General features: G+C 47.2%; 12 protein-coding genes. 10 read left to right on the forward strand and 2 right to left on the reverse strand.

Translation table 11 applies throughout. The annotated features are described in order from the left end of the window. Positions 1-5 precede the first annotated feature (5 nt). A complete protein-coding gene (locus FYJ66_RS00110) occupies positions 6-2,516 on the forward strand; it encodes a chorismate synthase (RefSeq protein ID WP_154571499.1) in 2,511 nt (836 codons plus the stop codon). Further along, positions 2,497-2,934, forward strand: a complete 438-nt coding sequence (locus tag FYJ66_RS00115) for a type II 3-dehydroquinate dehydratase (protein WP_154571500.1) — start codon at positions 2,497-2,499, stop codon at positions 2,932-2,934. The genes FYJ66_RS00110 and FYJ66_RS00115 overlap by 20 nt, the downstream gene beginning before the upstream one ends. A gap of 27 nt (positions 2,935-2,961) precedes the next feature. Here FYJ66_RS00115 and gpmI read toward each other — a convergent pair whose 3' ends face one another. Further along, complete coding sequence (gene gpmI, locus FYJ66_RS00120) at positions 2,962-4,479, reverse strand: 2,3-bisphosphoglycerate-independent phosphoglycerate mutase (RefSeq protein WP_154571501.1); 1,518 nt, start codon at positions 4,477-4,479, stop codon at positions 2,962-2,964. Positions 4,480-4,709: 230 nt separating this feature from the next. Here gpmI and FYJ66_RS00125 point away from each other — a divergent pair, with 230 nt between their 5' ends. Continuing rightward, the gene (locus FYJ66_RS00125) at positions 4,710-8,417 is read left to right on the forward strand and encodes a UvrD-helicase domain-containing protein (RefSeq protein ID WP_154571502.1); all 3,708 of its coding nucleotides are present in this window, start codon (positions 4,710-4,712) and stop codon (positions 8,415-8,417) included. 135 nt (positions 8,418-8,552) lie between these two features. On the opposite strand, the gene gdhA is transcribed toward FYJ66_RS00125, so the two are convergent. Next, positions 8,553-9,896: an NADP-specific glutamate dehydrogenase gene (gene gdhA / locus FYJ66_RS00130; RefSeq protein ID WP_154571503.1), complete on the reverse strand. Its 1,344-nt coding sequence runs from the start codon at positions 9,894-9,896 to the stop codon at positions 8,553-8,555. A 475-nt stretch (positions 9,897-10,371) separates the two neighbouring features. On the opposite strand from gdhA, the gene FYJ66_RS00135 reads away from it, so the two are divergent. The 7 genes from FYJ66_RS00135 to FYJ66_RS00165 all read left to right on the forward strand — a co-directional run bounded on the left by FYJ66_RS00135 (position 10,372) and on the right by FYJ66_RS00165 (position 20,142). Further along, positions 10,372-12,708 (forward strand): ATP-dependent helicase, encoded by a 2,337-nt coding sequence (locus tag FYJ66_RS00135; protein ID WP_154571504.1) that lies wholly within the window; start codon positions 10,372-10,374, stop codon positions 12,706-12,708. A gap of 122 nt (positions 12,709-12,830) precedes the next feature. Further along, a complete protein-coding gene (locus FYJ66_RS00140; RefSeq protein WP_338071080.1) occupies positions 12,831-13,484 on the forward strand; it encodes an IS607 family transposase in 654 nt (217 codons plus the stop codon). Further along, positions 13,417-14,583, forward strand: coding sequence for an RNA-guided endonuclease TnpB family protein (locus FYJ66_RS00145; protein WP_154571506.1), 1,167 nt, complete (start codon positions 13,417-13,419; stop codon positions 14,581-14,583). The genes FYJ66_RS00140 and FYJ66_RS00145 overlap by 68 nt, the downstream gene beginning before the upstream one ends. 188 nt (positions 14,584-14,771) lie before the next feature. Next, positions 14,772-16,778 (forward strand): NAD-dependent DNA ligase LigA, encoded by a 2,007-nt coding sequence (gene ligA / locus FYJ66_RS00150; RefSeq protein ID WP_154571507.1) that lies wholly within the window; start codon positions 14,772-14,774, stop codon positions 16,776-16,778. A 59-nt stretch (positions 16,779-16,837) separates the two neighbouring features. Further along, entirely contained in the window at positions 16,838-18,238 is a 1,401-nt protein-coding gene (mgtE, locus tag FYJ66_RS00155) for a magnesium transporter (protein ID WP_320592730.1), read from the forward strand. A gap of 138 nt (positions 18,239-18,376) precedes the next feature. Further along, complete coding sequence (locus tag FYJ66_RS00160; RefSeq protein WP_277005973.1) at positions 18,377-19,204, forward strand: transketolase; 828 nt, start codon at positions 18,377-18,379, stop codon at positions 19,202-19,204. After that, a complete protein-coding gene (locus FYJ66_RS00165; RefSeq protein WP_154571509.1) occupies positions 19,204-20,142 on the forward strand; it encodes a transketolase family protein in 939 nt (312 codons plus the stop codon). Before FYJ66_RS00160 ends, FYJ66_RS00165 begins: the two co-directional genes overlap by 1 nt. Positions 20,143-20,256: the final 114 nt, after the last annotated feature.

Genomic DNA, 20,256 nt, shown 5'->3' on the forward strand with positions numbered 1-20,256 from the left:
AGGATATGTCGTCAGTATACGGAGACAATTTCAGAATAGAGATTTTCGGGGAATCTCACAGCAAGGAAATAGGAGCAGTTATCAGCGGATTTCCGGAAGGAGAGGAGTTCGATCCGGTTGTTCTTCAGAGTTTTATGGACAGGCGGTCCCCTGGAAAGAAAGGGGGTCAGCTGAGAAGTGCAGCTTCAACAGCCAGAAATGAGAAAGACAAGGTTATTTTCCTTTCAGGTGTTGAAAAGTGCAGCAGTGATGGCACTGATTCAGAAGCTGATTCCGGCGCAGTAAGGCTCCGCATTACAGGGGAACCCATAAAGGCAGTGATCCGAAACGAGAATACCAGATCAGGGGATTATTCTTCCTTCAAGGGACAGCTCAGGCCGGGCCATGCAGACCTGGGAGCCTATCTGAAATACGGAACCAGAGGACTCAGGCCGGGAGGGGGGCAGTGGTCCGGGAGGATGACTGCTGCCATGTGCATTCCTGGAGCCATTGCTATTCAGATCCTTGAAAAAAAGGGAGTGAATATTGAGACAGAGATGAAGGAAATTGGAGGAGCTTCAGATCCGGAAGAAATAGAAAGAATTCTGGAGGACTGCCGCAGGAATCAGGATTCTGCTGGTGGAATAATCAGCTGCAGAGTGTCTGGTTTTCCAGGAGGCGTGGGAGGAGCCATGTTCCAGGGCCTTGAGGGAAAAATCTCTCAGGCTGTTTTCGGCGTTCCTGCAGTGAAGGGAATCCAATTCGGCAGAGGTTTTGACAGCGCCAGGATACGGGGATCTGAGAACAACGACGAATTTTTTTACGAAAGAGGAAGAATAGTAACCCACACCAACAACCATGGAGGCATTCTGGGAGGAATCTCCACGGGTATGGATATAGTTTTTGACGTTGCCATCAAGCCTATTCCTTCTATCTCCAGACCGCAGAGAACGGTAAATGTCATTTCAGGGAGAAACGAGATGATAGAGATAAAAGGGCGGCACGATGTGTGTGCAGTGCCAAGGGCCCTGCCGGTTATTGAGGCTGTAACGGCTCTGGCTCTGCTGGACGTTCTCCAGGAGAGGCAGGAGTACGCACTGCTGGGAAATCCGGTGAGCCACAGCCTGTCTCCAGTGCTTCACAGTTTTCTCGGAAGCTACGGATACAGCAGCCTGTGTCTGGAAGAAGGAGATCTGGAAAGGGTCATCAGGAATCCAAAGTATAAAGGTTTCAATGTTACAAGTCCATACAAGAGGACTGTTATTAATTACTTAGATGAGCTTTCTCCAGAAGCCGGCAAACTTCAGGCGGTGAACACGATTTTGAGAACCAGAGAGGGCAAGCTCATTGGGTATAACACAGATGTGGCCGGACACAAGATGAACCTGGAAAACACAGGCGTTCCTGTAAAGGGCAGTAAGGTCCTTGTGCTGGGAACAGGAGGAGCCTCGGCGGCAGTGGCCGAGAGCCTTAAACAACTGAAGGCAGCACAGGTGTTTATGGTTTCCAGAAACCCTTCCGGGAAAAAAGCACCGGAGGACGGGCCAGAAACCCGATTTTCCATGATCGGATATGAGGATATCAGGAATCACCTGGATGTAAACATCATAATCAATGGAACTCCGGCAGGAATGGGTGACAAAAGGGACAAGTCACCTATGGAGGGTTACGGGAATTTCAGGGAATTCAAGAACCTGGACCTGGCAGAGGACCTGATATACGATCCGGCCAGAACTAAATTCATTCAAGAGGCGGAGAAAGCAGGAATCAGGACGGTTAACGGACTGGACATGCTCATTGGACAGGCTGTGGAAAGCAGCAGAATCTGGGCCCGGGAGTGGGGAGATCCCCATGACATCCGCCTGAATGACAGAGAATATCTGAAGCGCATAAGAACAGAGCTGAGAAGAAACCAGATGAATCTTGTGCTGGTGGGAATGCCTGGCAGCGGAAAATCCACTATTGCCAAGCGCATAGCAAAAATCACCGGGAGAGAGCTGGTTGACACAGATCTGGTAATCAAGGAAAAAACAGGAAACCGTCCGGCGGCCATAATCAGCGACCCGGCCCGGGGAGAGAAGGTGCTGCGGGAGATTGAGACAGAAACCATAAAGGAAGTTTGTGCGGGCAGAGGAAAAGTTATTGCCACCGGCGGCGGCTCGGTGCTTAAGCCTGAGAACAGAATGTGGCTCAGGGCAAACAGTGTGGTTATATATATAAGCAGGCCGCTGTCCATGCTTTCTGTAAAGAACAGGCCTTTAAGCCAGGGCAAGGGCGTGGAAAAACTCCTTCACGAAAGGGGCTGGATATACGAAAAAACTGCGGATATAAAGATACATAACGGCCATTTTTTCGGAGCCGGCGAGGACAAGGAGAACCGGGGCAAGAGAAGAAACGGCAGGAACAGAAATGAAAAGGGAAAGGGTTTCGTCAGAAATTCCTACAACAGAGATATTAATTCCTTTGCCCGTTACGTTGTGAGGAGGTTCGATCAGTTCATCGAGGAAGGGGAACAGAATGAAGATACTGATAATTAACGGTCCGAACATGAACATGCTGGGAATAAGAGAGCCCCAGATCTACGGAAAGGACACCTATGAAGATCTCGTAGATTTTATAAGAAATGAAAAAGGAGAGGGAAACCAGCTGGAATTTTTCCAGTCCAATCACGAAGGAGACCTGGTGGACCGCATTCAGCAGGCGTATTTTGACGGTGTAGATGGAATCGTAATCAATCCTGCTGCCTACACCCACACAAGTGTGGCCATAGCTGATGCAGTAAAGGCTGTGGGCATTCCCACTGTTGAAGTACACATATCAGATCCCGACTCCAGAGAAGAGTTCAGAAAAATCTCCTACATAAGAAAAGCCTCCCTGGCCACAGTGGCCGGAAGAGGCTTTCAGGGATATATCGATGCTATTGAAATTCTTGAAAAGTCTGGAGAAACCCGGTAAGACAGGGAAAGAAGAAGATCATGAATATTAAACCAGCACTTTTCCCGTCATTCCAGCAGGAACTTCCAGTCCCATGAGAGTGAGGAGGGTAGGTGCTATATCAGCAAGTTTGCCGGTGTCCGATGTAAAGGATACCGGCTCTTTGCATATGTGGCAAAGAGGTACAGGAGACAGGCTGTGTTTTGTTACGACGTTTCCTTCGCCGTCGATCATAATGTCCGCATTGCCGTGATCTGCCGTAAGGAGAACCTGGCCGTCTTTTGCAAGAATCTCATCAACAAGCTGAGGCACAAGGCTGTCCAGCGTCTCTATGGCCTTTACTGCGGCCTGGAAAACTCCTGTATGTCCAACCATATCTGCATTGGCGAAGTTGAGAATAATCAGGTCGTATTTGTCAGATCTGATAGCCTCAAGAGCTTTTTCAGTTACCTCAGGGGCGCTCATTTCAGGCTGCAGATCGTAGGTGGCCACCTTTGGGGAAGGCACCAGAATTCTGTCTTCTCCCGGATAGGGCTTCTCAAGTCCTCCGTTAAGGAAGAAGGTTACATGAGCGTATTTCTCTGTTTCGGCAATGTGGAGCTGCCTGAGTCCCAGCTTTGAGATGGTCTCAGCCAGTGTAGGTTCTACAACTTCAGGAGGATATGCGATCTGTACATTGGTGAGAGTTTCGTCGTACTGGGCCATGCATACGAACACCAGGTTTTCCGGCAGACTTCTGCGGTTGAATCCCTGGAAATCCGCATCTGTAAGGGCTCTTGTCAGCTCTCTGGCCCTGTCAGGACGATAGTTAAAGAAGATAACAGAATCTCCGTCTCTCACCGGTTCCGGGGTGACCACTACAGGTACTACGAATTCGTCAGATACGTCGTCGGCGTAGCTGTTTTCCAGAGCCGTCTGCCAGTTTTCTGCCTTAGGACCTTCAGAGAGCACCAGGGCATCATAGGCTTTCTCAAGTCTTTCCCACCTCTTGTCTCTGTCCATAGCATAGAAACGTCCTGAAATAACGCCTATGCGTCCCAGACCAGTTTCTTCCATGTGCTTCTCAAGTTTCTCAAAATAACCGGCAGCACTTCTTGGCGGCACATCTCTTCCGTCCAGCCAGCAGTGGACTACCACATCACTAACGTTGTTAACCTTTGCCATGTCCAGAAGGGCCAGCAGGTGGTCAATGTGACTGTGCACTCCTCCATCAGAGAGAAGACCCATGAGATGAAGGGTGGTGTTGTTTTCTGCAGCATTCTTCATGGCCCTGAGAAGAGCAGGATTTTCGAAGAAATCTCCATCTTTCACAGCCTTTGTTATCTTCGGGAGATCCTGAAGAACTACCTGACCACCTCCGATGTTAAGGTGGCCTACTTCGGAATTGCCCATCTGGCCATCTGGAAGGCCTACAGCCTCACCGCTGGCCTGCAGTGTAATAAGTGGATAAGTTTTAAAAATCTTGTCCAGATTCGGTGTGCTGGCTGCAGCAATGGCGTTGCCCTGAGCTTCTTCTCTCCAGCCAAATCCGTCAAGAATCATAAGCATACTTGGTCTGTGTTTCATAATAACCTCCGGATATACAGGAATCATGAACAGCGGCAACAATCGCCATCTGACATTCCCTTTCCTTTCCTCGTTACCTGTGCATTATAACAAAATTTTTTTCACTTAAAAACCTTACATATTGCCAGTTCCCGGAGCGGTCTCTGACCGGGGCAGGCTGGGGCCGTGCATTTCATCTGGTGCTGTAGTAGAATCAGAACAGTATTTTTAGATGGGAGCCGGGAGGAAATATGGCTGGAATCAAGTTTACGGAAGAACAGCAGAAAGCGATAGATACTGTTGATAAAAGCGTTCTGGTGTCTGCAGCTGCAGGATCGGGAAAGACGGCGGTCCTGGTGCAGAGGATCATAGGAATGATTCTTTCAGGTCTGGCAGATGTAGACCAGATGGTGGTGGTTACCTTTACTAATGCTGCAGCTGCGGAGATGAAACTGAAGCTGATCAAGGCTATCAGAAAGGAAATGGCCTCTTCGGGAGATAAGAGCAGGCGGAGAGCTCTGGGACGCCAGCTGGACATCATGTACAAGGCTAATATTTCCACCTTTCATGGTTTTGCCCTGAGAATAATCAAGGAGTATTTCTACAAGACTGACATGGAGCCGGGATTTTCCATTATCGACGACACCAGGAATACCCTGCTGCAGATGGAAACCATGGAACAGCTGTTTGAGGACTGTTTCGAAGATGATCACCTGATACCAGGGGGATCTTTCCGTGATTTCATGGATCATTACAGTGAAGAGCGGAAAGAGGACAGCATCAGAGATGAATTGATAAGCACCTACGGCAAGCTGAGAGCCATGCCGGATTACTTTGCATGGGCAGAGGAAAGAGCCGGAGATCTGGGGGATAAGGGATCAGTCCAGAATTCTCCGGTATATGGCAGAATGTGTGAATCAGTTATAAAACGCATCAGAGATGCTGAGGAAATCTGCCAGGAAACCATCAGATTCCTTGAGGATTCGGGCTGTGCCGCCATGGCTGTGAAACTCAGGCCGGACCTGGAGGAAATCCAGAACATCAGGGAAATGGCGGTCAGCAGCGGTGTCGACGAGGACCTGCTGGCGTGGCTGAAGAAACCATCATTTGTCAGGCTCACCTGCACGAAAAAGGAGGCAGGGGAGAAGGAAATATACGATGAGATCAAGGAAGAGGTTAAGGAAAGAAGGGGAATATACAAGGACGAACTGAAGGGAATCCCCTGGGATTTTGCACCTGAAGGGCTGGAGAAGGCTTTTTCAGAGATGTACGATACGGAAAAATACCTGAGATATTATATTTCCCTTTTGAAGGAGTTCGAGAAAAGGTATTCAGCTGGCAAGAAAGAGCTCAATGCAGTGGATTTCAGCGATATTGAGCACATGGCTATCGCCATCCTCCGTGATGATGAAATCGCCGGAGAACTGCGGGAAAGATACAAGTATTTTTTCATAGACGAATACCAGGACACCAACTATATTCAGGAAGCCCTTATATCCCGGATCTCCAGGAAGGACAATGTCTTCAAGGTGGGGGATGTGAAACAGAGCATCTACAGATTCCGCCAGGCCGAGCCGGGTATTTTTATCCGCACCATGGAGGAATACAGGGCTCCAGAAAACAAAGACGCTCTGTCCATATCCCTGAACAGCAATTTCCGCAGCAGCAATTCAACTGTAAGATACATAAATGATATTTTCCGGGAGATAATGCCTGGCTACGATGAAAATGCCATCCTCCGTCACGGCAGGAAGGACGATGAGTCTATGGATCTTGTTCCGGAAGTAGACATTCTGGTCAGGGACGGAGGAGAGGCTGATGAGTCTGGTGACAGCCAGGAAAATCTCATTTCTCTGGCTGGAGCTGGCGGAGGCAGTGAGCCTGGAGACGCTGAAACAGAAGGAGAGGGAGAAGATCAGCAGTCCCTGTCCGATGTAGATGCTGAGGCCAGGTTCGTGGCCAAGAAGGCCCGTTCCATTATAGGAACACCTTTTTATGACGGCAGCATAGGAAAAATAAGAAAGGCCACTCCAAGGGACATTGTAGTTCTCCTGAGAAGCACCAAACGGAAGGCGGACAGCTACTATAAAGCCATGCAGGACGAAGAGGTTCCGGCATACGTAAATGATGATTCGGGATACTTTGATACCATTGAAATAGGAATAGCCCTTTCCCTGCTTCAGATAATAGAGAATACCAGAAGAGATATTCCTCTGATTTCGGTTCTCCATTCTGCCGTGTTCGGCTTCACTGCCCAAGAGCTGGCAGAGATAAGAGCCTCCGCCTCAGAACATAAGGCAGTGGAAAAAAGCAAGCCTTTCTATTTGGCATTCTTCTGGTACAGGGACAAGGGAGATGACCTTGAGCTGAGGGAAAAATGCGCCCGGGCTTCTGAGAAGATAAGCCAGTGGCAGGAGCAGGCAGTTTCAATGGAGCTGGAGGAGCTGGTGTGGCACGTAATGGTGGACTCCGGGCTCTACATGCTTTCCGGCGCAATGTACGGCGGCACCCAGAAACAGGCAAATATCAGGGCTCTGGCCGACAAGGCCCTTGAATACAGGCAGGGGGGCGTAGGATCCTTAAGCAGCTTCATCAGCTATCTTGAGCTCATGAAAAACAAGAAGGAGATAAAAACCGGCCAGGCCATGACAGCAGGGGAGGACGACGACCTGGTGCGGATCATGACCATCCACAAGAGCAAGGGCCTGGAGTTCCCCTTTGTAATAGTGGCAGGCCTCGGGGCCAGAAGGCAGAAACCAAAGCTGAACAAAGGCGTCCACATGGATGCGGAGGAGGGAATAGGCATAACCTTCTCTGACAGGGAAAAAGGATATTACAGACCTACCATCCTCCAGCAGCTTATTTACGAGAAAATGAAAGAAGATGAGTATCAGGAGGATATCCGTGTTCTGTATGTGGCCTTCACAAGAGCCAGGGAACAGCTGATCCTTGTGGGAACCGTCAAGAATGAAGAAAAGCTGGAAGGAGGTCTGGCAGGGGACAGCACATACCTGGACATCCTTCACAACGTGCTGAAAACTCCCCACAACACATTCTACATCAGGCCGGCAGATATCAGCCCGGCAGAAGGAGGAAGAAGCTTTTTCACCAGCTTTATGGCAGACCACAGCAAAATGGCCTCAATCCGGGATAGCCAGGGATATGGAGAGGTTGCCAGAAGACTGGAATTCACCTATCCATATGAAAAAGATTTCATCCTGCCTGCCAAGTATTCCGTCAGCCGCCTCCGCAAAGAGAGCCTTGATGAAGGAAAAAGAGATCTTCTGATGGACGGAGCCATGGGGGCAGGCCAGGGGCCTGAGGAATTTTCTTCTCAATCTGAATCCGAAATTGAAACCAGTGAAGGAAAAGAGAGACCATATATTGCCCTGAAACATTTTCTGGAGAAAAAACAGGTTTCTGCTGCAGATAAGGGAACGGCTTATCATCGGATAATGGAATATGCAGACTTTGCCAGAGCCGCAGATGAAATTTCTGCCGGATCTACAGCATACATTGACACCATGGCAGAAGACCTGGTATCCAAGAAGGCCGTTGATGAAGATGTGTTCAAGGCCCTTGATATGAACCGGATCTATGATTTCTTCAGGTCTGACCTGGGAAAGAGGGCAGGGGAAGCATCCAGGGCAGGCCTGCTGGAGAAGGAAAAACCCTTTACCCTGACCATGGAAAGAGAGGGAAGATCCATGATGGTCCAGGGTATAATAGACTGCTGCTTCAGAGAGGGAGATGAAATGATCCTCATTGATTACAAGAGCAGCAGAATCAGGGAAAATGCCGATCCGGAGGCTGAGAAAGACAGAATACGAAAGGAATACCAGGTTCAGCTGGATATTTACAAAGAAGCCCTTGAGGCAGCCAGACCTTTCCCGGTAAGTGAAATGTATATCTACCTCTTTCAGACAGGAGAGGCGATTCAAATGGACAGGACCCGTTAACCATAATGCTGCAAACATAATTAGATGTCCCATCAGCCTGCTTCCACTAAAAATTTACACTAAAAAAGAGAAGGCCCGAAAGCCTTCTCTTTTCTCTTAGTCTGTTTGTCAGATCTGTTCGACCGGGTTTCCCGATTAAACAAGACCCTGCCACATCATAGCCTTAGCGACTCTCTCGAATCCGGCAATGTTAGCACCAGCTACGAAGTTCTCGCCCAGGTTGTACTGGTCGCAAGCGTCCTCAATCTGCTTGAAGATGTTAACCATGATGCCTTCCAGCTTAGCGTATACGTCCTCAGCGGAGAATACGATGTGCTGAGCGTTCTGGCTCATCTCCAGGCAAGAGCATGCAACACCACCAGCGTTAGCAGCCTTTGAAGGTCCAACAACTACGTTGTGAGCCTGCAGGTACTGAATAGCCTCGTTTGTAGTAGGCATGTTAGCTCCCTCGATGAGGTATCTAGCACCGTTCTCAACCAGCTGCTTAGCGTGCTCAAGCTGAATATCGTTCTGCATTGCGCAAGGGATGTACAGGTCTGCCTTTACGCCCCATGGCTTCTCGCCAGGGAAGAACTTAGCACCTGCAAACTTCTCTGCGTAAGGAGCGCAGATGTTCTTTCCGGAAGCTCTCAGCTCCAGCAGGTAATCAACCTTCTCGCCTGTAACACCAGCCTCGTCCAGGATGTATCCGTCTGGACCAGAGAATGCGATAACCTTAGCACCCAGCTGCTCCAGCTTCTGAGTAGTTCCCCATGCAACGTTTCCGAAACCGGAGATAACGGCTGTCTTTCCATCCAGAGTCTCACCGAAGTGCTTCAGGACCTCTCTAGCAAAGAATACGATTCCGTATCCAGTAGCTTCTGTTCTTCCGTACAGACCACCGTTCTCAGTGCCCTTACCGGAGAATGTTCCGTCATACTGGTTTGTCAGTCTCTTGTACTGACCCATGATGTAGCCGATCTCTCTTCCGCCTACACCCATGTCTCCTGCTGGGTCATCCTCGTTAGGACCAACGTACTTGTAGAGCTCTGTTACGAAGCTCTGGCAGAAACGCATGATCTCGTTGTTGGACTTGCCGTTAGGATCGAAGTCGGAACCACCCTTGCCTCCGCCGATAGGAAGACCTGTCAGGGAGTTCTTGAAGATCTGCTCGAAAGCCAGGAACTTCAGGATTCCAGGATATACGTTAGGTGCGAATCTGATTCCGCCCTTGTAAGGTCCCAGTGCGGAGTTGAACTGTACTCTCCATCCTCTGTTAACGTGTGCCTTGCCCTCATCGTCCATCCAAGGAACTCTGAACTGGATCATTCTCTCAGGCTCGATGATTCTGTCCATCAGACCAGACTCAATGTACTCTGGGTGAGCCTCAACAACTGGCTCGATAGATGTCAGAACTTCCTCAACTGTCTGAAGGAACTCTGGCTCGTTAGGATAACGATCCTTTACGATGTCGATGTACTTCTGTGTTAAATTAGCCATTGGTGTATCTCCTTATAAAATACATTTATAAATAGATTTCATGGCGCTTTCTGTGCCATCGGCTAGATTTTAACACCCGTATTATAAACTGTCAACAAGTATACAATGTTAAAAATCACTTTATGCATAAGATTTAAAAATCTCAAATTTGTTGTAAATTTCAACACTTTTTGACATTGTACTTCGAGTATATCGTGCATCATCCACGGTGTTTTCTGTCACTCTGGATGGGAGAGTGACAGGAAAAAAGAAGGGCGTAATGGTTCTTTTCGGTTAAAAAAATATCACGCAGGCAGGCCTGTGGTGACAGGGCGATTTAGGCGTTCTGCGCCGGCAGGTTGTGTGTTAAAATAAATTGATATTTTGTGTTCTTATGGGCTTTTTCTTGACTGTTCGAGGTGGATTTCACAGCAATTTACAAACAGCAGGGCAGGGGAAATGAACGTAACAGCACACTGGAAGGAGTTTATCGATAATGGATTTCAGCAGCCTGAACAAAGAACAGATAAAGGCGGTCAAGTGCATAAAGGGACCACTGCTCATACTGGCGGGAGCAGGAAGCGGCAAGACAACCACAATGACGCACAGGATTGCCTACATGATAGAACAGGGAATTTCTCCTTTTAACATTCTGGCAGTTACTTTTACAAACAAGGCTGCAGGTGAGATGAGAGAGAGGATTGAAACCCTTGCCGACGACACAAAGGGAATGTGGATAATGACCTTCCACGCCACCTGTCTTCGCATTCTCAGATACCAGAGCGAGAGACTTGGGTACAAGAACGGCTTCACCGTTTACGATGAGGCAGACAGAAAATCTCTGATAAAGAGAATTCTGAAAGAACAGCAGGTAAATGAAAAAAACTATCCCGTGGCCATGATCCAGAGCACCATCAGCAAGTGCAAGGAGCAGGAGCTTACACCGGCAGCATGGCTTGAGGCAAACAGAAATGAATACGGAGCTGAAACTATTGCAGCGGTCTATACTTCATATCAGCAGGAGCTGATGAAGAACAACGCCATGGATTTTGACGACCTTCTCTGGAACGGCGTCCGGATTCTTGAAGAAAATCCGGATATCCTGGAACATTATCAGAACAGATTCAAATATATAATGGTAGACGAATATCAGGATACCAACTATCTGCAGTATAAATTCATCAAGATGCTGGCTTCAAAAAACCGGAACCTGTGCGTAGTAGGTGACGATGATCAGTGCATCTACCAGTGGAGAGGGGCGGACATCCGGAACATTCTGGACTTCGAAAAGGATTTTCCGGAAACAAAGACCATCAAACTGGAACAGAACTACCGGTCTGACGCCAACATTCTGGCTCTGGCAAACTCCGTTATAAAGAACAACAAGGGAAGAAAGAGCAAGAAGCTCTGGACCAGCAGGCCTGCAGGAGAAAAAATCGAATACAGGAGACTGGAGGACGAGAAGAGGGAGGCCTGGTTTGTAGGCAGCGAAATCGACCGGCTCCACGGGGAAGGCTTCAAATACAGTGACATGGCCATACTGTACAGGAAAAACGCCCAGTCCCGGGCCTTCGAGGAAAAACTGTCCTTCAGAGGCATTCCATACCGGGTTCTTGCAGGTCTCAGGTTCTACGACAGGAAGGAAATAAAGGACGTAATGTCATATCTCAGGCTCATCGACAACCCGAATGATGATGTTGCACTGGCCAGAGTGATAAACGAGCCTAAGAGAGGAATCGGCCCCAAGACCATGTCTGCTATTACGGCCTATGCCAGGGCCTGCGGAATAAGTCTGTACAGTGCCTTGAAAGATCCGGACGTAAGGGCCTCCCTCAGCAGGAAAGCCGGGGCAGAAACAGATAAGTTCATAGAGATGATTGAGAGCTGCCGGGCAGAGCAGGAAAACCTGACCATCGAGGACCTTTACGACAACATACTGAACATGTCAGGATATCTTAAGGCTCTTGAGGACATGGATACCGTAGAGGCAGATGCCAGGATAGAAAACGTTCTGGAATTCCGTTCAGTTGCAGCAGAGTTCCAGAAAAACCTGGAAAGCGGCGGGCTAGATGATTATGAGGAAGAAATGGCAGAGGAAAGAGAGTCCCTGAGGGCAGAAGGCTTCAGTATTGACGAGCCATCGGAACTCAGCGCTTTCCTGGAAAAAATCACCCTCATGGCTGACATCGATAATCGTGACGAGAACGAGGATGCAGTTGTGCTCATGACCTTGCACAGCGCAAAGGGATTGGAATTTCCCGTGGTGTTCATGCCGGGAATGGAAAATGGAATTTTTCCCGGAGCTGCGTCTCTGGAGAGCAGGGACAAGCTGGAGGAGGAAAGGCGCCTTTGCTACGTGGGAATCACGAGAGCCAAGAAGAAGCTTTATCTGACTAGCGCCGAGACAAGAACTCTGTACGGAAGAACGGATTACACTGCAGAGTCATATTTCCTGAAAGAAATGGATGATTCCCTTATTGAGGGAGACAAGACGCCGGAGCAGAGAAGAAAGTCCCAAGGAGGTTTCACAGGAGAGGGAGGCCTTTACGGGAACCGGACTATCAAAGGCCGGAGGGCCGGAACTATTGATGGCTACAGTGGACAGCCTGAAAGAAAGCCTTTCGACTCCATGGCCTATGTTAAGAGGCAGATCAGGCATAAAGAACCGGAGGAAAATTTCAACGTCGGCGACATTCTGGAGCATCCAAAGTTCGGCAGGGGAATGCTGATCGAGCAGGACAAGAAGACTATGTCCATAATGTTCGATACTGCAGGAATGAAGAAGATTGGCAAAGGATTCGTAAAAATCAAAAAAGTGGAAGACCAGGAATAGGAGATATTCCCTAAGAGGAATGACATTTCAGGAGGAAACTTCAAGTAACCAAAATCATTGTCAATAGTGATTAAATGTGTTAAAATATGCTCGTGGAGGATATTATTATGAACACATCTAATATCACTAATTACAAACCAAAAGATTTTGCTGAATTATTGGGTGTCTCAGTCAAAACGTTACAACGTTGGGATAGAGAGGGGATTCTGAAAGCAAGTCGAACTCCGACTAATAGGCGTTATTATACTTATGATCAATATCTTCAGTTCAAGGGCATAAATACTGAAAACGATAATCGTCAGATTGTTATTTATGCCAGAGTATCTACAAGAAACCAAAAAGATGATTTACAAAACCAAGTAACTTTTTTACGTCAGTTTTGCAATGCTAAAGGTATCATTGTAGATCAATGTATTGAGGATTATGGAAGTGGGCTTAACTACAATCGTAAAAAGTGGAATCAATTATTAGATGAAGTAATGGAACAAAAAATCAAAACTATCATAGTTACACATAAAGATAGGTTTGTCAGATTTGGCTATGATTGGTTTGAAAAATTCTGTATGAAGTTTAATACAACCATAGTGATAGTGAATAATGAAGAACTATCACCGCAGGAAGAACTTGTACAGGATATTGTGTCTATACTGCAAGTTTTTTCTTGTAGATTATACGGCCTTCGTAAGTATAAAAAACAAATAGAAGGGGATGCAGAAATTGCTAAAGAGCTTCAAGACGGAAATAAATCCGACAGTCGAGCAAAAAATCAAAATTAACAAGACTATCGGCACTTGCAGGTATGTCTATAATTTTTATCTCAGTCACAACAAAACTTTACACGATAGCGTTGAAAAGTTTATGAGTGGTAAAAGTTTCAGTGTCTGGCTGAACAATGAGTATCTTCCCCAAAATCCAGATAAATTGTGGATCAAGGAAGTCAGTTCAAAATCTGTAAAACGCTCAATTGAAAATGGTTGTGTTGCATTTACAAGATTTTTCAAACATCAGAGTACTTTCCCGAAGTTTAAAAAGAAAGGCAAATCTGATGTGAAAATGTACTTCGTAAAGAATAATCCAAAGGATTGCCGATGCGAAAGACACAGAATTAATATTCCATCACTTGGCTGGGTCCGCATTAAAGAAAAAGGATATATTCCAACCACCAAAGACGGGTATGTAATTAAAAGCGGTCATGTCTCAATCAAGGCGGATAGATATTATGTGTCAGTCCTTGTAGAAATTGTTGATAAAAAGATCCTCAATAATTCTAATGAAGGAATTGGTATCGATCTTGGATTAAAGGATTTTGCCATTGTTTCCAATGGTAAAACTTATAAAAATATCAATAAGTCAGCAAGAATTAAAAAATTAGAAAAGAAACTGCGCAGAGAACAAAGATGTCTCTCACGCAAGTATGAAAATTTAAAGAAAGGAGGATCCACTCAAAGAGCGAATATACAAAAACAAAAGCTCAAGGTACAGAAACTTCATCATAAAATAAACAATATCCGTACTGACTATATTAACAAGACAATCGCCGAGATAGTGAAAACCAAGCCATCTTATATAACGATTGAAGATTTGAATGTATCAGGAATGATGAAGAACAGACATCTATCAAAAGCCGTTGCAGCACAAAAGTTCTATGAATTTAGAACAAAGCTTAAAACGAAGTGTGATGAAAATGGTATTGAATTAAGAGTCGTAGACAGATGGTATCCATCATCCAAAATATGTCATTGCTGTGGTGCTATCAAGAAAGATTTGAAGCTTTCAGATAGAATATACCGTTGTGATTGTGGCTATGTCGAGGATAGGGATTTTAATGCTGCTCTTAATCTAAGAGATGCTTGGACTTACGAAGTTGCACAATGAAAGCAAACGTAAGTATGTACTGCGGGCTATCGCAGGAATTAACGACTGTGGAGTGTACAAGAACTTGTGAGTAGCGCATTGTTTATAATCGCCAAAGCATACACATTGAAGCAGTAAGAAGTATCCGCAAGGACTTCAATTCTCGATGTGTTTGAGTATATTTAAACATATTTTGAGTGGCAGATAAAATGACTGACATTAAGAATAAGGGAGAAACCGGCAAGGGCGGTAATCTCTCCGTGGATGAGAAGAAGGAGAGAATTGATTCTCTCATAAAAACACTGAATGAGGCATCCAGGGCTTATTACGATGAGGCTCAGGAAATAATGACGAATTTCGAATACGATGCTCTCTATGATGAGCTGCAGGCCCTGGAAGAGGAAACAGGATACAGACCTGAAAACAGCCCCTCGATAAATGTGGGCTATGAGGTGACCAGCGCACTGCCTAAGGAGAGACACGCCACAAGAATGCTGTCCCTGGACAAGACAAAGGACAGGGAACAGCTGAGATCATGGCTGGGCAATCACCAGGGCCTTCTGTCCTGGAAGCTGGACGGCCTTACTGTGGTTCTGACCTATGAAAATGGAAAGCTTTCAAAGGCAGTAACCCGGGGGAACGGCGATGTGGGAGAGGTTATTACAGACAACGCCCGGGTCTTCGTAAATGTGCCACAGGAGATTCCTCATAAGGGAAGAACAGTAATCAGAGGAGAAGCTGTTATAACATATCCGGATTTTGAGAAGATTAACAGCCAGATTGACGATGCAGATGCAAAATACAAGAACCCCAGAAATCTGTGCAGCGGATCGGTGAGACAGCTGGACAGCAGAATAACGGCGGAAAGACATGTGAATTTTTTTGCCTTTACCCTGAGCAGCGCTGAAAACGTGGATTTTGAGGGCAGCCGCCGGAACCAGATGGAATGGATGAAGGAACAGGGCTTCGATGTGGTCCACTACGAAATGGTGGATCATGACAACCTGCTGGAGACTATCGACAAATACGAAAAGGCCATTCCTGACTTTCAGGTTCCTTCAGATGGCCTGGTGCTGACTCTTGAAGATCTGAAATATGCCGAAACCCTGGGCACTACAGCCAAGTTTCCAAGAGATTCCCTGGCCTTTAAATGGAGGGATCAGGAGGCGGAAACAACTCTTCTCGAAATTGAATGGAGCCCCTCCAGAACAGGCCTTCTCAACCCGGTTGCGGTTTTTCAGCCTGTAGAGCTGGAAGGAACTACGGTTTCCAGAGCATCTGTCCACAATATCAACATAATGGAAAGTCTTCAGCTGGGAATTGGAGACAAGATAAAAGTTTACAAGGCCAATATGATTATTCCTCAGATAGGAGATAATCTTACGAAAAGCGGGAACCTTAAAATTCCTGAGACCTGTCCCGTATGCGGAGGCAAGACGGAGATCAGGGAAGTGGGGGATACCAGAACCCTTGTGTGCACCAATCCGGAATGCCAGGCAAAGAAAGTGAAAAAGTTTTCGCTCTTTGTGTCCAGAGATGCCATGAATATAGAAGGCCTTTCTGAGGCTACAATCCTTAAGCTGATGGGCAAGGGGTTGATCCACGAATTTCCTGACATTTTCCTGCTGAAGGAGCACCGGCAGACTATTGCCGAAATGGAAGGCTTCGGAGAGAAGTCGGCAGACAAGCTCCTTGGAGCTATTGACAGGGCCAGCCACACCACTCCGGAAAAGATCCTGGCCGCCCTGGGAATTCCGGGAGTAGGGGTAGTGACCGCTGGATTGATAGCGGCCTTCTGCGGTGGAAGCTGGGAAAAGATAGTGAGCCTCAGGGCAGAGGAACTGGGATCCATTGACGGCGTAGGCCCCGTAATCGCCCGGGACTACCAGAACTATTTTTCCAATGAAAAAAACAGACAGATGGTGGACCGGCTTACGGAGAAGCTGGACATCAATGAGGAGAGGAAGGAAACAGGAAATAAGGTTGAAGGCAAGGTTTTCGTCATCACCGGTTCCCTTGAGCACTATGAAAACAGGAATGCCCTCAAGGCTGCAATAAGCAGTGAGGGAGGAAAGGTTGCGGGCTCCGTTTCCGGAAATACCGATTACCTTATTACCAATGATCCGGAATCAGGATCTTCAAAGAACAGGAAGGCCCGTGAGCTGGGAGTATCCATTATAACGGAAGAGGAAATAATGGAGATGCTTGGCCAGTAGAACGGAAAATCCGGTGGGAACTAAGAAATACCGGAAAGTAATTTTAAGGAGGAAGCTGCGTGGAAAACCCGGGAAGCGCCATCTCTCAGAGAGATCAGGCTTTTGAAGAATCAGAAGAGAAGGTTTTCGAACTTCTCGAAGAAAAAAAGTATTTCCGGTGCAGAGACGAGCTGCTTAAGAACAACTCGGTAGACATCGCGGACATTCTGGAAGATGTAATGAGAGAATATGACATGCAGAAGGCGGTCATACTTTTCAGAACCCTTCCTAAGAATGTGAGCGTTGATGTTTTTGCATATTTTAACCTGGAAGATCAGGTGGAAATCATCAACATCATTACCGATCCGGAAATCGAATATATTATAAAAGAGCTGGACTTCGACGACATGATCGACGTTATTGAAGAACTTCCGGCAAATATTGTAGACAAAATACTTGAGAAGACTCCTAAGGCTGAGCGCCGTCAGATCAACACCTTCCTGAAGTACAAGGATGAATCTGCCGGATCCCTGATGACACCAGATTACATAAATCTGAACAAGAATATGACTGTCAGGGAAGCTCTGGATCACATCAAAGATGTAGGCATGGATTCGGAGACCATATATACCTGCTACGTTCTGGACGGAGGCAGGAAGCTTATTGGCGTTGTGTCTCTAAGGGCCCTGGTAATTGCAGATTACAACCTGAAAGTCCTGGATCTCATGAGGGAAGACGTGGTCTTTGCTCACGTTGACGACGACCAGGAGGAAATATCTGATCTGTTCAAGAAATACGGCTTTCTTGCTATCCCGGTGGTGGACAACGAAGGCCGGCTGGTGGGCATCATCACAGTAGACGACATCATGGACGTAATTGAGGAGGAGACTACAGAGGACATCCAGAGGATGGGTGGTGTAATCGACTCTCAGGACAGGACTTATTTCGATACGTCAGTATGGGGGCACGTGAAGGCCAGGCTGCCATGGCTTTTCCTTCTGATGTGTTCTTATGTCATTACAGGCGGCATCATTCAGAGCTACGAGGCTTCTCTTTCCAAGGTCATCTCTCTGGTTGTATACATGCCAATGCTCATGGGAACAGGCGGTAACTCCGGAACCCAGTCTTCTACTTTGATTATCAGAGGTATGGGAACAAATGAGATTGAGCTTGGTGATGAGTTCAAGGTTTTCTGGAAAGAGCTGAGGGTCAGCATCATCGTCGGTGTCTGCATCAGCACCTTGAACTTCGCAAGAATAGTTCTTCTGGATCACAACCCGCCTCTGGTGGCCATGACAGTCTGTGTGTCCATGGTAGTGATCGTTGTTGCGGCAAAGTGCATCGGAGGATTGCTGCCGATGATAGCAAAGAGAATCGGTCTGGATCCGGCTCTGATGGCAGGTCCGCTGATGGCCTCTCTTACGGACATGGTGTCCCTTATGACATACTTCCGCATGGCCGTGCTGATCATGCATGTATAAGGAAAGAAAACATAAAAAAATCTTTTTTTACACCCGCGCATCAAAAAATAAGTGAACTAGTATGGTATTATCAACGTGTATATCTTTTGAATGATACCATGGGTGGGAATCGTTTTAAGAAAAAGTCAGGAGGAAGACGTGAGCAAAACAAATTACGCAGAGCTGACAGAAACTGCCCGCAGGGTAAGAATTGACGCTCTAAAAGCAATAGCAGCTGCCGGTTCCGGTCATCCGGGCGGATCTCTGTCTGCAGCAGATATTATTACAACGCTCTATTTCAACGTTATGAATATTGATCCCCGTGATCCGCAGATGGAGGACAGAGACAAGTTCGTGCTGTCAAAGGGTCATGCTGTTCCGGCTCTTTATGCCGCACTGGGTGAGAGGGGATTCTTCCCAGTTGAGGATATGATGACTCTCAGGAAGATAGATAGTCCTTTCCAGGGACATCCGAATATGAGGAAGGTTCCGGGAATCGAGATGTCCACCGGTTCTCTGGGCCAGGGATTTGCTGCAGCCGTTGGAATGGCCACTGCTAACAAGATCGACGGAAAGGACGGAAGGGTTTTCGTTCTTACTGGTGACGGAGAGCTGCAGGAGGGCATTATCTGGGAGGCTGCCATGTCTGCTGCCCACAGAAAGCTGGATAATCTGACTGCTGTTGTAGACTTGAATGGTCTTCAGATTGACGGCAGGGTTGATGATGTTATGAAGGTAAGACCTGTTGAGGGCAAGTTCAGAAGGTTCGGGTGGAACACACTGAGTGTGGATGGCCACTCTTTCCCTGAGCTGATTGAGGCCTTTGAAAGCGCCAGACACACGAAGGGTGTTCCTACTGTTATTATCGCCAATACAGTTAAGGGTAAAGGCGTTTCGTTTATGGAGGATCAGGCCGGATGGCACGGGAAGGCTCCTGATCAGGAGCAGCTGGCTCAGGCAATCAGTGAACTGGGAGGTGACAATTAATGGCTGAAATCAAGAAGAAGGCTACAAGGGCCGCCTATGGTGAGTTCCTGGTGAGAGAAGGAGCCAACAACGAGAAGCTTATCGTTATGGATGCAGACCTTTCTGGTTCCACAAAGACAAAGGAATTTGCAAAAGTTTTTCCTGAACGTTTCGTACAGTCCGGTATTGCCGAGCAGGATCTTATGGCAGAGGCTGCGGGAATCGCCCTTTCCGGACATGTAGTATGTGCAAGCACTTTTGCAATGTTTGCTGCTGGAAGAGCTTACGAGATAATCAGAAACTCCATTGGCTATACAGGTGCCAATGTGAAGATCTGTGCTACTCATTCCGGAATCACTGTGGGAGAGGATGGTGCAAGCCACCAGACTTTTGAGGACATCGCTCTTATGAGAGAGATTCCTGGCATGGTGGTAGTAAATCCGGCTGATGCTGTCAGTGCAGGCGCCCTCCTCAAGAAGGTAGTGGACATGGACGGTCCGGCTTATGTAAGACTGGGAAGAGCTTCCGTTCCTGTACTTTATGATGAGAATCACCAGTTCCAGCTGGGAAAGGCCGAGATGCTGAGGGATGGATCCGACGTTACAGTGATTGCAACTGGAATCATGGTATCTGCAGCCGTGGAGGCAGCAGAAAGCCTGGCAGAAGAGGGAATCAGTGTAAGAGTCCTGGATATGCACACAATCAAGCCTCTTGATGAAGAAGCTGTTATAAAGGCTGCAAAGGAAACAGGAAAGATTGTTACTGCCGAGGAACACTCCGTAATTGGCGGACTGGGAAGTGCAGTTGCTGAAACAGTTGTAAGAAACTGTCCGGTACCTGTAGAGATGGTTGGTCAGAAGGATGTATTCGGTGAGTCCGGAAAGCCTGATGAACTTTTGAAGAAATACGGAATGACAGCCGGGGATGTGGTTGAGGCAGTGAAGAAGCTGGTCAAGTAGTCCGAAACCCAGGAACAGGGGCATTGTTTTTTCCAGGTACGGGATAAATCCGACCTGGAGAGCACTGCACAATATAATATCTTGCTATATAAGGCTGTTCCATCCTGTGTGGAA

The organism is Allobaileyella intestinalis (assembly GCF_009695865.1).
Lineage (GTDB): Bacteria > Bacillota > Clostridia > Peptostreptococcales > Anaerovoracaceae > Allobaileyella > Allobaileyella intestinalis.

Coding starts and splice junctions, on each gene's coding strand:
- FYJ66_RS00165 (WP_154571509.1), top strand. CDS start 19,204: ATGGCTGAAATCAAGAAGAAGGCTACAAGGGCCGCCTATGGTGAGTTC.
- FYJ66_RS00135 (WP_154571504.1), top strand. CDS start 10,372: ATGGATTTCAGCAGCCTGAACAAAGAACAGATAAAGGCGGTCAAGTGC.
- gdhA (WP_154571503.1), bottom strand. CDS start 9,896: ATGGCTAATTTAACACAGAAGTACATCGACATCGTAAAGGATCGTTAT.
- ligA (WP_154571507.1), top strand. CDS start 14,772: ATGACTGACATTAAGAATAAGGGAGAAACCGGCAAGGGCGGTAATCTC.
- FYJ66_RS00125 (WP_154571502.1), top strand. CDS start 4,710: ATGGCTGGAATCAAGTTTACGGAAGAACAGCAGAAAGCGATAGATACT.
- FYJ66_RS00115 (WP_154571500.1), top strand. CDS start 2,497: ATGAAGATACTGATAATTAACGGTCCGAACATGAACATGCTGGGAATA.
- gpmI (WP_154571501.1), bottom strand. CDS start 4,479: ATGAAACACAGACCAAGTATGCTTATGATTCTTGACGGATTTGGCTGG.
- FYJ66_RS00110 (WP_154571499.1), top strand. CDS start 6: ATGTCGTCAGTATACGGAGACAATTTCAGAATAGAGATTTTCGGGGAA.
- FYJ66_RS00145 (WP_154571506.1), top strand. CDS start 13,417: ATGCAGAAATTGCTAAAGAGCTTCAAGACGGAAATAAATCCGACAGTC.